13 protein-coding genes, 1 tRNA gene and 1 riboswitch are annotated in these 13,194 nt (G+C 69.3%); of the genes, 6 read left to right on the top strand and 8 right to left on the bottom strand.

All coding sequences use genetic code 11. The annotated features are described in order from the left end of the window. Positions 1-7 precede the first annotated feature (7 nt). Positions 8-349: a winged helix-turn-helix domain-containing protein gene (locus tag ACLQ2T_RS00325; protein ID WP_425763962.1), complete on the bottom strand. Its 342-nt coding sequence runs from the start codon at positions 347-349 to the stop codon at positions 8-10. After that, entirely contained in the window at positions 346-768 is a 423-nt protein-coding gene (locus ACLQ2T_RS00320) for a hypothetical protein (RefSeq protein ID WP_425763961.1), read from the bottom strand. Before ACLQ2T_RS00320 ends, ACLQ2T_RS00325 begins: the two co-directional genes overlap by 4 nt. Here ACLQ2T_RS00320 and ACLQ2T_RS00315 point away from each other — a divergent pair. Further along, complete coding sequence (locus ACLQ2T_RS00315) at positions 767-1,717, top strand: hypothetical protein (protein WP_425763960.1); 951 nt, start codon at positions 767-769, stop codon at positions 1,715-1,717. The two genes, ACLQ2T_RS00320 and ACLQ2T_RS00315, sit on opposite strands and share 2 nt — an antisense overlap. Positions 1,718-1,907: 190 nt before the next feature. Here ACLQ2T_RS00315 and ACLQ2T_RS00310 read toward each other — a convergent pair. Continuing rightward, positions 1,908-1,981, bottom strand: a tRNA-Gly gene (locus ACLQ2T_RS00310). Positions 1,982-2,196: 215 nt separating this feature from the next. Here ACLQ2T_RS00310 and ACLQ2T_RS00305 point away from each other — a divergent pair. After that, positions 2,197-3,213, top strand: a complete 1,017-nt coding sequence (locus ACLQ2T_RS00305) for a zinc metalloprotease (RefSeq protein ID WP_425763959.1) — start codon at positions 2,197-2,199, stop codon at positions 3,211-3,213. A 67-nt stretch (positions 3,214-3,280) separates the two neighbouring features. Here the strand turns inward: ACLQ2T_RS00305 and ACLQ2T_RS00300 are convergent, their stop codons facing one another. Then, on the bottom strand, positions 3,281-3,826 hold the full coding sequence (locus ACLQ2T_RS00300) for a pyridoxamine 5'-phosphate oxidase family protein (protein ID WP_425763958.1): 546 nt from the start codon (positions 3,824-3,826) through the stop codon (positions 3,281-3,283). A gap of 75 nt (positions 3,827-3,901) precedes the next feature. Between ACLQ2T_RS00300 and dcd the strand changes: the two genes are divergently transcribed. Continuing rightward, positions 3,902-4,480 carry a dCTP deaminase gene (gene dcd, locus ACLQ2T_RS00295; protein WP_013730777.1) on the top strand — a complete coding sequence of 193 codons (579 nt, stop codon included), beginning with the start codon at positions 3,902-3,904 and terminating at the stop codon, positions 4,478-4,480. A 2-nt stretch (positions 4,481-4,482) separates the two neighbouring features. Here the strand turns inward: dcd and ACLQ2T_RS00290 are convergent, their stop codons facing one another. The 4 genes from ACLQ2T_RS00290 to ACLQ2T_RS00275 form a co-directional block, all read right to left on the bottom strand. Then, on the bottom strand, positions 4,483-5,472 hold the full coding sequence (locus ACLQ2T_RS00290) for an NlpC/P60 family protein (RefSeq protein ID WP_425763957.1): 990 nt from the start codon (positions 5,470-5,472) through the stop codon (positions 4,483-4,485). Between the two features lie 67 nt (positions 5,473-5,539). Further along, positions 5,540-5,673: riboswitch (cyclic di-AMP (ydaO/yuaA leader) on the bottom strand. 174 nt (positions 5,674-5,847) lie between these two features. Next, positions 5,848-6,846, bottom strand: a complete 999-nt coding sequence (locus tag ACLQ2T_RS00285; protein WP_425763956.1) for an NlpC/P60 family protein — start codon at positions 6,844-6,846, stop codon at positions 5,848-5,850. Between the two features lie 269 nt (positions 6,847-7,115). Further along, positions 7,116-9,311, bottom strand: coding sequence for a (Fe-S)-binding protein (locus tag ACLQ2T_RS00280; protein ID WP_425763955.1), 2,196 nt, complete (start codon positions 9,309-9,311; stop codon positions 7,116-7,118). 281 nt (positions 9,312-9,592) lie between these two features. Then, positions 9,593-9,856, bottom strand: a complete 264-nt coding sequence (locus ACLQ2T_RS00275; RefSeq protein ID WP_425763954.1) for a cell division protein CrgA — start codon at positions 9,854-9,856, stop codon at positions 9,593-9,595. A gap of 221 nt (positions 9,857-10,077) precedes the next feature. Here ACLQ2T_RS00275 and ACLQ2T_RS00270 point away from each other — a divergent pair, with 221 nt between their 5' ends. The 3 genes from ACLQ2T_RS00270 to ACLQ2T_RS00260 are packed head-to-tail and all read left to right on the top strand — an operon-like array spanning position 10,078 to position 13,190. After that, on the top strand, positions 10,078-10,875 hold the full coding sequence (locus ACLQ2T_RS00270; RefSeq protein WP_425763953.1) for a DUF881 domain-containing protein: 798 nt from the start codon (positions 10,078-10,080) through the stop codon (positions 10,873-10,875). 54 nt (positions 10,876-10,929) lie between these two features. Further along, positions 10,930-12,876, top strand: a complete 1,947-nt coding sequence (locus ACLQ2T_RS00265; RefSeq protein WP_425763952.1) for a class E sortase — start codon at positions 10,930-10,932, stop codon at positions 12,874-12,876. After that, positions 12,876-13,190, top strand: coding sequence for a hypothetical protein (locus ACLQ2T_RS00260; protein WP_425763951.1), 315 nt, complete (start codon positions 12,876-12,878; stop codon positions 13,188-13,190). Before ACLQ2T_RS00265 ends, ACLQ2T_RS00260 begins: the two co-directional genes overlap by 1 nt. Positions 13,191-13,194: the final 4 nt, after the last annotated feature.

Below are 13,194 nucleotides of genomic sequence, written 5' to 3'. Positions count from 1 at the left end.
TCTGGCGTCAGTCGGCGAGCCCGGCGATGGTTCGCAGCGCCGCGACATGCTTCTCGTACGCCGCTGCCCCTTCGCCGGTCAGTGCCAGCCAGGTACGCGGTCGCCGGCCGACGCGCCCCTTCTCGACGTGGACGTAGCTCGCTTTCTCCAGCAGTGCCACCTGCTTGGAGAGCATCGCGTCGCTGATCTCCACGCTGTCGCGTACCGCGGCGAACTCAGCGCGCTGAACGCCAGCGAGCGCGGCGACGATCGAGAACCGGACCGCGTGGGTCAACAGCTCGTCCAGATCGCGGCGCGGATGGGTGAGGCCTCCCGTACGCGCCGCATCACTGTCGCGTCCGTGGCTCATGCGCGCTGCTCCCGCAAGGCTCCGATGAGCATGGGCAGTGCGACCATTGCGCTGGCAGGCAGCCAGTATGTCAAGTCTCCCGATGTCTTGTCGGTGCCCACTGCCAGCGCTACGCCGTAGAAGGCAAAGCTGCCAGCCCAGTACGGGCTGATGCGCTGGCGTGTGCCGGCAAGGTGGGCGAGGCGGCGGCGTTCCCACATTGTCATGGCTACGGCCAGGGCCCCCCACGCCACGAAGACGGCACTCTTCAACAGCTTCGACTCGGTGAGACCGACGGCAGCCGTGACCAGACCGATGCCAACCCCGAAGACGGTGAGTTTTGTGCTGGCCCAGCGCGCTCGTGCCCGCAGCCGTTGAGACGCGCCGGCGGCGGAGCGTATCGCGTCACGGGCCGCTTCGGGTGTCATCTCGCCATCCATGCATACCACCCTGGCACATACTTGCCAGATCGGCAAGTTAATGCCGAATAGGAAACTGCGCCAGAGCGGCCGGAACCTCTGGCGCAGCGCGAGCCTGCGCGACATCATGGCGCGGATGGGGCACGACAGCCCGCGTGCGGCCCTGATCTACCAGCACGCCAACCGGGAGGCCGACCAGGGCATCGCCGACGCGATCGAAAGGCGGTCAAGGCTGCCCAGCGCAAGCCGAGCAAGCGCAAGGTCAAGCGGGTTGCCCCGTGAATACCGACCATGGCGCGCCCGGCGGGTGCCGAGGAGTGGAGCAGGCATGTCGACCGAACCGGAACCGGGCCTCGCGCCCGAGGACGCGAGACCCCGCAAGACCAAGGTCGAACCCATCATGATGGGTTCCATGGATGTCACCAAGGACGGGCGGATCTGGCGGATCGGTACGGCCCGCGACATCGGCTGGATCGCTGGCAAAACCACGGAAGGCTTGTCGATCACTACAGCGATACCGCCGGTGTTCGACGCCTACGCCACCTTCTACCCGCCCGACGGCGTGAGTGTCGAAGCCCATGAACGCGCTGTGATCGACGTACTCACCCAGCACACCCCTGACCAGCCCTGGTGGCTGGGCTATCTGGACACGGGTGCCCACAACGTCGTCTTCCCCCTCGCGCAGAAGGTGTCCCTCTACTGGAACTGGCCCTATGTGCTGGTCGAAGCCGGACCCGAACAAGCCCTCACCTGGCGGACCGGCCACATGCGCGCCGGCAATGGCTCGTTACCCGATCTGTTCTTCCCTGCAGATCACTCCTGGCTCGTCTCCGCCCTCTGGGACGACATATGGACCGACATCGGCGGGACCACCACACTGATCACCGCCCTGCACGACAATCCGCTGGTCAACGCCCGCCGGGTCGGGACCGACGAAGACGCCCTTCCGCCAGGACTCACGCGCGACTAGTCACACGCACAACTAACAGTGCTGGCGGATCCCCTCGCCGGGCAAGCCCGGCGGCAAGAAGGACAAGAAGCGGCCGACCGACCCGGGCAGGGCCAGCAGGAAGCAGGGCTAATGGCACGCTGCGTGATCCTTGACCTTGGAACATTGAAGGCCCTGACCGGGACTCGCGTCCTGATCAGGGCCTTCACGGTGGAGCGGGTGACGGGAATCGAACCCGCACTGTCAGCTTGGGAAGCTGATGTTCTGCCATTGAACTACACCCGCAAGCGGGACCACTGTACCTGAGTCGACTGCCCTGGTGCACCCAGGCACCCCGATCCGCCCTCCGACCGCCGGGCCGACCCTCCGGGCGGCAAGATGTTTCAGGCCAGCAACATATGCCCATTCTCAAATCTATCGATGGGTTGTAACGTCTGCCTCACGTTTTCCGCACGGCGCGACACAACCCCCCGGTCGCGTCGACAGAAAGAGGTGGGCTTATGGGACTCCGTCCCGTCCTGCTGCACCGGCGTCTCGCCGGTATCGCATCGACGTCGCTGGCCGTGACGCTCGGCCTGGTAACGGTCGGCGCGCTGCCGGCCGCCACCATCTCCGCCAGCCCGGCGATGGCCGCCGGGCACGCGCACGCGCACGCCGACGAGGAGTGCGCCGACCAGACGGGCAGTGCGGCCCGGGTCCGTGATGGCGGTGTCCTCGCGCACGACCCGAACGAGTTGACCAAGAGCCAGGTCCTCCAGCGGGAGGCCGAGTTCGCCGACCTGCTCCAGGAGCGGGCCAAGCGGGTCGGTCAGCGTAACCTCGGCACCCAGGCCGCCGCCGCGTCGGTCACCATCCCGGTCGTGGTGCACGTGATCCGGCGCGACACCACCCGGGCCGGCGGAAACATCCCCGACTCGATGATCCAGTCTCAGATCAACGTGCTCAACCAGGCGTTCAGCGGGGCGTCCGGTGGGGCGGCGACCGCCTTCGCCTTCCAGTTGCAGAGCATCAACCGGGTCACCAACACCTCCTGGTACCCGATCCGGCAGGGCACCACCGCCGAGCGGCAGATGAAGACCCAGTTGCGGGTCGGCGGCAAGAACACCCTCAACATCTACCTGGGGGCGCTGAGCAACAACCTGCTCGGTTGGGCGACCTTCCCGCAGCGCACGCTGAACAGCATGGACGGGGTGGTGGTGCTGAGCGAGTCGCTGCCCGGCGGCACGGCCACCAACTACAACCAGGGCGACACCGGCACCCACGAGGTCGGTCACTGGCTGAACCTGTACCACACCTTCCAGGGTGGCTGCTCCGGCTCGGGTGACCAGGTCTCGGACACCCCGGCGGAGGCTTCCCCGGCCAGCGGCTGCCCGACCGGTCGGGACACCTGCTCCGCCCCGGGCCTCGACCCGATCACCAACTTCATGGACTACTCGTACGACTCCTGCATGTACCAGTTCACGCCGGGCCAGGCCAGCCGCATGATCAGCGCCTGGAACACCTACCGAGCCTCCTGACGCCAGCCCTTCAGCACGTACCGCCTCCGGTGCCGGTCCCGTTCGACGGGGCCGGCACCGGATGGTGTCAGGCCGCGCAGCGGGCGCGGCGGGCGGAGTGGGCCGCCAGGGAGGCGGGCCGCTGGGCCTGGGGGGCGGTGGTCGCCGGGTCCAGCCAGACCTGGACGGCCGGCACCCCGCCGTGCGCGCCGGGCACCTCCGGGTTGGCGTGGCCGCGGCGGCTGAGCATCGCCACCTCGATGGTGAACTCGAACAGCCGCCAGTCGACCTGCGGCGCGGCGCGGGCGGCAAGCGCCAGGCGGGCCACGGTGGCGTCGTCCGTCACCGGCCAGGCCCGACCGGCGACGTAGGCCTCGTCGTCGCTCTCCTCCGGCGGGAAGGAGTGCAGGGCATAGCGCCCGTCGCGTTCCAGGTCACGCCGCTTCGGCGAGTCGATCACGAAGCAGTAGAGACCGTCATCGGTGATCACCGGGGAGACCGGGTGCACCCGGGGCCCGCCGTCGGGGCGGACCGTGGCCAGGTAGCCGAAGCCCGGGCCGTACTGCTGCATAAGAAGGCGGATCGCGTCGGCGAGTCGGGGCTCGTCGGCGGCGAATTCGGACCAGGAAGCCATGCCGACATCTTATCGAACATACGTTCTAGACAGGTAGCGCGACACGCAGGTCAGCCATATCGGTATGGTGTGGCGATGCTGCTCTCCGACCGCGACCTGGTCTCCGAGATCAAGGCGGGCACCCTCGCCCTGGAGCCCTTCGAGCCCACCTTGGTGCAGCCCTCCAGCATCGACGTACGCCTGGACAAGCTGTTCCGGGTCTTCAACAACCACCTCTACACCCACATCGACCCGGCGACCCGGCAGGACGACCTGACCTCCCCGGTTGAGGTGCCCGACGGCGAGCCCTTCGTGCTGCACCCGGGCGAGTTCGTGCTCGCCTCCACCCTGGAGGTCATCTCCCTGGGTGACCAGCTCGCCGGGCGGCTGGAGGGCAAGTCCAGCCTGGGTCGGCTGGGTCTGCTGACCCACTCCACCGCGGGCTTCATCGACCCCGGCTTCTCCGGGCACGTCACGCTGGAGCTGTCCAACGTGGCGAACCTGCCGATCACCCTCTGGCCCGGCATGAAGATCGGTCAGCTCTGCATCTTCCGGCTCTCCTCGCCGGCCGAGCACCCGTACGGGTCGGCCGTCTACGGCTCCCGTTACCAGGGCCAGCGCGGCCCGACGCCGAGCCGGGCCTGGCAGAACTGGCGCACCTGGCCGACCCGCTGACCTCAGCCGGGCCGACCGAAGCTGTGGACGGGGCTGCTCTCCATCCGTTTCATCTTCACCGGCTGACCGGCGCGGGAGGCGTGCACCACCCAGCCGTCGCCGACGTACATGCCGACGTGGTGCAGATCCCGGTAGTAGAAGACCAGGTCACCCGGGCGTAGGGCGCTGCGGGCGACCGACCGGGTCACCTGACGCTGCCGGGCCGCGTTGTGCGGCAGGGCCACCCCGGCCCGCGCCCACGCGGCCAGCATCAGACCGGAGCAGTCGTACGCGTCAGGTCCCTCGGCTCCCCAGGAGTACGGCTTGCCGATCTGGGCGCAGGCGAACTTCACCGCCACCCCGGCCGCCTCGCCCGGATAGTCGGCCGGACAGGGCGCGGGTCGCAGCGGGCCGCCACCACCCCGGCCGTACGCCCGCAGGCGCAGCCGCTGCAACCGGTCGATCTCGGCGTCGATCTGGCGTCGCTTCCCCGCGAGGGCGACCTCCGTACGGATCAACTCGCCGATGGCCACGTCCAGCCGGGCCTTGGCGGCGGCGAGTTCGTCGCGTAGCGCGCTAGCCTGCCGTACGGCCTGCTGCTGGTGGTGGGCGTACCGGTCGAGCAGGCCGATCTGCTCCACGAGCTCGCCGGGCGACCGCCTGCTGCCCAACAGCGCGTTGACGGCACCGACCGTGTCACCCATGTACGCCCGTGCCGCCAGGGCACCGACCTGGGCCATCGCCTCGTCGACCTGGCGCTGGAGGGGAGCTATGCGGGCGGCCAGGGAGTCCGCCTCCCGGCGCTTGCCGGCCAGGTCCTGCCGGGTGGCGTTGTGCCGTTCGATGAGTGGTTCCAGCCGGTTCCAGTCCGCGTCGATCTGGCGCTCGATGGCGTCGACCGACGGGTCGGCGTGGGCCGCCGTGGCGCCGCCGGTGAGGATGACGGCGGTCGCGGACAGGGCGGCGAGTGCGGTGGTGCAGCGGTACCAGTGGGATCGCGGCGCAGCCGTCACCGGGCCGGGCGTCGTCGCCCGGGGTGACGGTGGCCGCGGGGCATGGTGTGCCACCGGGCTCCCAACTCCTTCTTCCCCATACCGCCTACCGGGTTAGCTGACGGGTTCGGGCGGGAAGGGGGCGCCCTACCGCGCGGATCGCGGATTCACCCCGGGTACCTGGGTCCCCGGCTCGCACAGGCGACTCGGCGGTGTCGGACCGTCACCACCCCGGATGGGCGGAACTGCCATCGGGCCGACAATTGCCCAGCTTAGGGACGACCTCCGTCGATACACAACAGATCCACGCCGTGACGCAGGGTGTCCAGATCCGACAAAAGAGCAGGGCCCCCGATCTCTTGACCGAGAGCCCTGCTGATGTTCCTGTGCGATCCCTCAGCCGGGTCGACGGAAGCCGGCGACCGGCATGGTGGTGATCGGAGAGACGTTCACCGGTTTACCCGCTCTGGGCGCGTGCACCATTTGATTGTTGCCCAGATAGAGGCCGACGTGACTGAGGTCACTGCGGAAGAAGACCAGATCGCCGGGGCGGGCTTCGGCCCTGGAGATGGCCTTGCCCTCGTTCCACTGGGCGCCGGTGAAGTGCGTCAGGTAGATGCCGGCGGCCTTGTACGCGTACTGGGTCAGGCCGGAGCAGTCGAACGAGTTCGGGCCGGTGGCCCCCCAGACGTACGGCTTGCCGACCTGGGCGCAGGCAACCTTGATCGCGGTCCGGGCCGCCTCGCTGACCACCCCGTTGATGGTCGGGCAGTTGGTGGTCCTGACCGTGGTCACCGGCAGGGACCGCTCAAGCTGCTTGATCTTGGCGTCGATCTGCTTCTTCTTCGCCGCCAGCTGCTTTTCCTTGGTCTCCTGGTCGGCGATCAGCGCGTCGAGCTTGGCCTTCTGGTCGTCGTACTTCTTGCGGACCTTCATCACGCCCTCAAGCTGCTGCCGCTCGTACGCGGCCAGCCGCTCCAGCAGCGCCATCTGCTCGCCCAGCATGTCCGGCTTGGCGTTCAGCAGCACCGCGCCGAGTTCCTGGGAGGGCCCGTTGACGTAGTACCGGGAGGCCAGGTCGGCCACCCGGTTCATGGCCAGCTCGGCCTCCAGGGCCAGGGGCTGGATCTTCTTCTGCAGGTCACCGGCCTTCTTGCGGTTGACCCTCAGCTGCGACCGCACCTTGTTGTACTGCTCGATGGTGGGCTCAAGCTGCTGCCACTGCTTGTCGATCTGGCGCTCGATCTCCTCCACCGAGGGTTCCGCGTACGCGGGGGCGGCGATCAGGCCGGCGCCGACCGCGGCGGCGGCCACCAGCACGACCAGGCGGTGCGCAGCTCTCCGTAGGCCACCTGGACGGCGCGGCCATCCCGGTGCAGGACGATGGAGGGGCATGGTTGCCACCGGCAGCGACTCCTTTGCAACCGACCGCCGGGCGTCCCGCGAGCGGTTGAGGGGCGAGACAGACGACCCGCGGCGGTCGGTGCCCAACATTAGGGAAGGCGCGGTGCGGAATCAAGGCGACCAACGGTCGATTCACGTTTGCGCGACCAACCGCACACAAAGGGTGTCGATCATTTCGTTATAGTCACGCACGTCAATTTAAATAATGAGGTACGGCGGGCCACATCGGGCCCGCCGTACCTCGTACGGTCAAGTGCTGGTCAGCCGGCGACCGGCTCGCTCTCCTCGACGCCCCGACCCTGCTCGGGCCGGACCGACCGCAGTAGGACACTCGCCACATCGACCACCTCGACCTGCTCGCCGGCGCCCTTGCCGTTCACCCCGTCGGTGAGCATCGTCGAGCAGAACGGGCAGCCGACCGCGATGGTCCGCGCCCCGGTCGACATGGCCTCCTCGACCCGGTCCACGTTGATCCGCTTGCCGATCCGCTCCTCCATCCACATCCGGGCGCCACCGGCACCGCAGCAGAAGGAACGCTCGCTGTTCCGCGGCATCTCGGTGATCTCGGCGCCGACCGCGCTGCCCAGCACCTCGCGCGGCGGGGTGAAGATCCGATTGTGCCGGCCCAGGTAGCACGGGTCGTGGTAGGTGACCCCGCCGTCCACCGGCTGCACCGGGGTGAGCTTGCCGGTGGCGACCAGGTGGGCCAGCAGCTGGGTGTGGTGCACCACCTCGAACTCCCCGCCGAGCTGGCCGTACTCGTTGCCCAGGGTGTTGAAGCAGTGCGGGCAGGTTGCGACGATCTTGCGCTTGGCCTTCTCCCGGCCCTCGAAGGCCTCGTTGAGGGTCTCCACGTTCTGCTGGGCGAGCATCTGGAAGACGAACTCGTTACCGATCCGGCGAGCCGGGTCACCCGAGCAGGTCTCGCCCTCGCCGAGGATGGCGAAGGAGACCCCCGCCTCGTTCAGCAGGGTGGCCACCGCCCGGGTGGTCTTCTTGGCCCGGTCCTCGAACGCACCGGCACAACCCACCCAGAACAGGTACTCGAAGTCCTCCACCTCGCCGACCCGGGGAACCTCGAAGTCCAGACCCTTGGTCCAGTCCTCGCGGGTGTTCTGCGGGGCACCCCAGGGGTTGCCCTTGTTCTCCAGGTTGCGCAGCATCACCCCGGCCTCGGAGGGGAAGCTGGACTCGATGAGCACCTGGTAACGCCGCATGTCGACGATGTGGTCGATGTGCTCGATGTCCACCGGGCACTGTTCGACGCAGGCGCCACAGGTGGTGCACGACCAGAGCACGTCCGGGTCGATCACGCCGCCGGCCTCGGCGTCGCCGATCAGGGGCTTGTCCGCCTCGGCCAGGGCCAGCACGTCGAGGTGGGCCAACTGGGCCGCGGTGGCCTTCTCCTCACCGGTGAGGTCCTTGCCGCCACCGGCCAGCAGGTAGGGCGCCTTCGCGTACGCGTGGTCGCGCAGGCTCAGCACCAGCAGCTTCGGCGACAGCGGCTTGCCGGTGTTCCAGGCCGGGCACTGCGACTGGCACCGGCCGCACTCCGTGCAGGTGCTGAAGTCCAGCAGGCCCTTCCAGGTGAACTGCTCGACGTGGGCCACCCCGAACTGGTCGGACTCGGGGTCGGCCTCCTCGAAGTCCAGCGGCTTGCCGTCGCTCATCATCGGCCGCAGGGCACCGAGACCGGAGCCGGCCGACCCGGGCTTGCGCTTGAAGAAGATGTTGGGGAAGGCCAGGAAGCGGTGCCAGGCCACGCCCATGGTGACGTTCAGCGAGATCACGATGAGCCAGGTCATCGAGATGGCGATCTTGATCAGGGCTGCCACACTGACCCCGGACTCCCAGTCCGGCAGCACCGAGCCGACCGCGTGGCTGAGCGGGGTGGCCCAGGTCGGGTACTCGAAGTGGTCCGTGGCCACCTTGAAGCCCCGGATCAGGAAACCCATGATCAGCACGGCGAGGACGATCGCCTCGACGAAGTAGCCCTGCCACATCGTCGACCCGGTGAATCGCGACCGGCGGCCGGCCCGGTTCGGCCGGTTGGCCACCCGGATGGCGATCAGCACCAGGATCCCGACGATGCCGAGGATGCCGATCCACTCGGTGACCAGACCGTAGAGCGCCCACCCGCCGACCAGGGGCAGCCCACCGGTCGGGGACACCACCTCGAAGTAGGCCTCAAGCACCAGCAGCGACAGCACGATGAAGCCGACCATCACCACCCAGTGCGCGGCACCCACCACACTCCAGCGCAGCATCCGGGTGTGCCCGGCGGTCTCCGCGAGCATGGTCCTGGTGCGGCTGGCCTTGTCACCGAACCGGGACGGGTCGGGCTGACCCAGCCGGATCACGGCCGTCATCTGCATGACCGCGCGTACCGCAAGCCACACCGCGACAGCGGTGATGGCGGCCGCGAGGATCGTGGTGACGATCTGGACGCTGCCCATCGAGTTGGCCTCCCGGTCTGCTGCCTGGCGAGCGGCTGGGCGACCGGAGTCCGAGTCAAGGGTGCGTACGCGATCTCACCGCTGCCGCACCTGGAACCGGACCCGTCGATGACCTTCCCGCTCGGTCATGCAGTGCAGCCTACGCGCAAGGTTACCCAGCAGTAACGTGAGTCTTCTCGCACCGTGGGCCGCGCCGCCCTGCGCACACCTTAGGAGGCGATCGCAGCGACCGCACGGCCGGGCCTCGACACGTCACCGACCGTGATCGGATGACCCGGGGGTCAGCGCCAGCGGGACAGCAGGATCAGGGAGCCGACCATGGCACCGAAACCCACCGCCAGGTTCCAGTACCCCAGCTCCGCGACGGGGTACTCCTGCTCGGAGAGGTAGTAGACCACCAACCAGCCGATGCCGAAGACGATCAGCGACACGGCGGTGACCGGCAGCCAGAGAGGGCTGGGCTTACGCGTCGCCGCCGTCGCCGTCGGGCGGACGTCCGTGGGCGGGGTGTACACCTTCTTCTTACGGACCTGAGACTTGGGCACGACGCTCTCCAGAGGGGTTACGACCTCGTCCGGCCTGCAACCGGGCGCGAGGGCGACGGTCCATGGCCAATAATGTTCGAGAGCTAGCGTAGTCCGGAAGCCCCGCTCAATCCACGAATGGGGCCAGACCCGTTGCCGGACGCCCCGGCAGCGGACGGCGGAACAAGGGCCGTCACGACCGTACGGGTACGGTCGCCGGAGCCGAGGACAGGGGGACGGTCGTGGAGTACACGTCCGGCGCGGCCTCGTGGCAGAAGGTGCTGCGACGCCTCGTCGCCGGCCTGCTGCGGCGTGGACGGCGGCGACGTCCTGGCTGGTCAATCGGGGTACCGCTGATCGCCGCCGCTGCCGGCCTGCTCTTCACCACCACGGCCACCACCGCCGGCGGCACCGCCCTGCGCGAGGACCGCCGCCCTCAGCTCACCGAGTTGATCGAGGACCGCAGAGACCGGGTGGCCGCTAACGAACAGTTGGCCGGGACCCTGCGCCGGGAGGTCGAAAATCGTACGAACGACCTGGCGAACTCGGACACTCCGATCAAGGAGCAGCAGGAGCGGGCCGCCGAGAACCTGGCCGCCGCCGGCTTCACCGCCCTCACCGGGCCCGGATTGACTGTCGAACTCGACGACGCCCCACAGCTCAGCAAACTCCCCGAGGGGGCCAGCAACGACGACCTCGTCGTGCACCAGGGCGATGTGCAGGCGGTGGTGAACGCACTCTGGGCCGGCGGCGCGGAGGCCATGTCAATCATGAATGTCCGCGTTCTGGCTACCAGCGCGGTACGCTGCGTGGGTAACACCCTGCTGCTGCACGGCCGGGTGTACTCCCCACCTTTCAAGATCGTGGCAATTGGCGATCCCGGCGCGCTTCGGCAGGCCCTCGCCGCTTCCGAGGGAGTCCGGTGGTTCAGGAACGCGGTGGAAAACTACCAACTCGGCTACTCCGAGCACGCCTCCACGGTCACCGTGCCCGCATTCGAGGACTCCACCACTCTGCGCTCGGCGACCGTGCCGGAGTGAGGCCCTCATGAGCAAGCGGATCGCCGAGCAGAGGGCCGGGGCCGAAGCACCGTCATGAGCGAGCGTCCCCAAGGTCGACACCACGACCAGGCTGACGAGGCCACCGCCTTCCTGCCTAGGATCGAACGCACCGAGCCGACCCCGCCCCCGGCCCGCCCGACTGGTGCCTGGCCCGATCCGGTGCCGCCGCGTCCGACGACACCGGCACGTAGCGAGGGCGCGGCGCAGGTGACCGGCGTACCGCTGCCCTCCGGCCAGCCGGACATTCCGGTCGGGCCGACCCCGTGGCGGACGGCCTTCGAACCCAGCCGACCCCCCGACCAGGGCCCCCAGCGCAGCCAACCGCAGACCGCGCAGCAGCACCACCGTCAGCCACCGCCAGCCGGGCAGGGGTTCGGACCACCCGCACCGGCCGGGCAGCCCGACCGCCAGCCACCCCCGGCCGGGCAGGGGTTCGGGCCACCGGCACCGGCCGGACCTCGGGCGGCACCGCCACCCCAGGCCCCGCCACAATCCCAGACCCCGCCGCCCCCCGGGTACCGCTCTCCGGTGGAGGCACCCACCGCCCACCAGCAGCTCTTCGGCGGTACGCCTGCGCCGCAGCGCCCGCAGAGCGGCCCGTCGGCATCGCACGGCCCGCAGAGCGGCCCGTCGGCATCGCACGGCCCGCAGCCGCCCGGCGGGCACCAACGGCCCACCACACCGCTCCGCCCCGGCGAGGCTGGCGGACCGCAGCGTCCCGCCCCGGATCCGGCTGGCTGGTCCACCGAGGGCCCGACCGCACTGATCCCCAAGATCAAAGACTCCGCCACCGGCCCGACCCCGCCAGGGCCCCACCAGCGGCCCGGGGCACCGTCGAGCCACCCGGCCGGACCCCACCAGCAGTCCGCCCCGCCGCCGAACCACTCGGCAGGGCCTCACCAGCAGCCCGGACCGGTGCCACCGAAGCACCCGGCGGGACCCAGCCAGCAGCCTGGCCCGGTGCCGCCGAGCCATCCGGCGGGGCCCTCAGCGGCGGACCAGCAGCGAGCGGCTCGGAGCGGGCCGCAGCAGCAGACCGGCCCGACCGGGACCGATGAGGCGGCCACCGCCCTGATTCCGGCCGTCAACGGCGTACGGCCGGGAGCGCCGACCGCGACGGATTCGACCGCCCTGATGGGTGCGGTGCCCCGGGCACCGAAGGTCGAAGTGCCCGAGGGTGCCGACCAGCAGAGCGAGCCGCCCAAGCCTCGCCGGGGCGACCGGGTGGTGCAGTTGCGACCGGAGCAGACCGGTGAGGGCTACAAGAGCGTCTACTCCGAGCTGACCCGGCCCTCCTTCTGGTCCCGGGTCCGCACCGGCCTGCGTTTCGGTGGCGAGCTGCTGATCACCTTCGGTCTGGTGGTGTTGCTCTTCGCCGGGTACGAGATCTGGGGTAAGTCCGCGATCGTGGACGCCCATCAGGACGAGTTGAGCCAGCAGTTGGCCCAGGCCTGGGCGCCGGAGACCGACCCGACGGTCGCTGCCCCGGCCAGTCCCTCCGCCTCCGCCTCGCCCAAGCCGCCGGTGCAGGGCAAGCCCATCGCCGGTCTCTACATTCCGAAGTTCGACAAGGAATGGATCGTGGTGGAGGGCGTGACCCAGAAGGACATCCGGTACGCCCCGGGCCACTATCCGGACAGCGTCATGCCGGGTCAGGTGGGCAACTTCTCCGTCGCCGGGCACCGCAACCGGGCCACCTTCTGGCGGCTGGACGAGCTTCGCAAGGGCGATCCGATCATCGTCCAGAGCCGTGACGAGTGGTACGTCTACCAGGTGACCGAGAATCTGATCGTCAAGCCGCACCAGGTCGAGGTGGTGGCCCCGGTTCCCGGGCGACCCGGGGCGAAGCCGACGAAGAAGATGCTCACCCTGACCACCTGCAACCCGAAGTTCGACAACTACGAGCGCCTGATCATCCATGCGGAGTTGACGCGTACCCAGTCCAAGGACCAGGGGCGCCCGGCTGAGCTGGGGGCCTGATGTACGCCTGGATCTGGCGCAAGCTGCCCTTCGGGCTGCCCGGCAAGCTCATCGGCAGCCTGCTGCTCGTGACCACGGCGGTGGCCCTGCTCTGGTACGTGATCTTCCCCTGGGCCGGGCCACTGCTCCCCTTCACCGGCGAGGACGTGCAGGTCACCCAGCAGGACTCCGAGATACCGGGCACCCCTGGTGAGGTCGAGCCCGGCACCGAGCCCGGCACCGGGCCCGGCGAGGAGGCCCCGCCGGGCGACGAACACGACCTGCCGTACGACACCGACCGGAACAACACCCCACCCCCTGACGAGGACGAGTGAGACC

It is taken from the genome of Micromonospora sp. DT229, from assembly GCF_049844505.1.
In the GTDB taxonomy this organism is placed as follows: Bacteria; Actinomycetota; Actinomycetes; order Mycobacteriales; family Micromonosporaceae; genus Micromonospora.
Note: the sequence above shows the minus strand (reverse complement) of the source record. Positions and strands in the feature narration are given on the sequence as shown.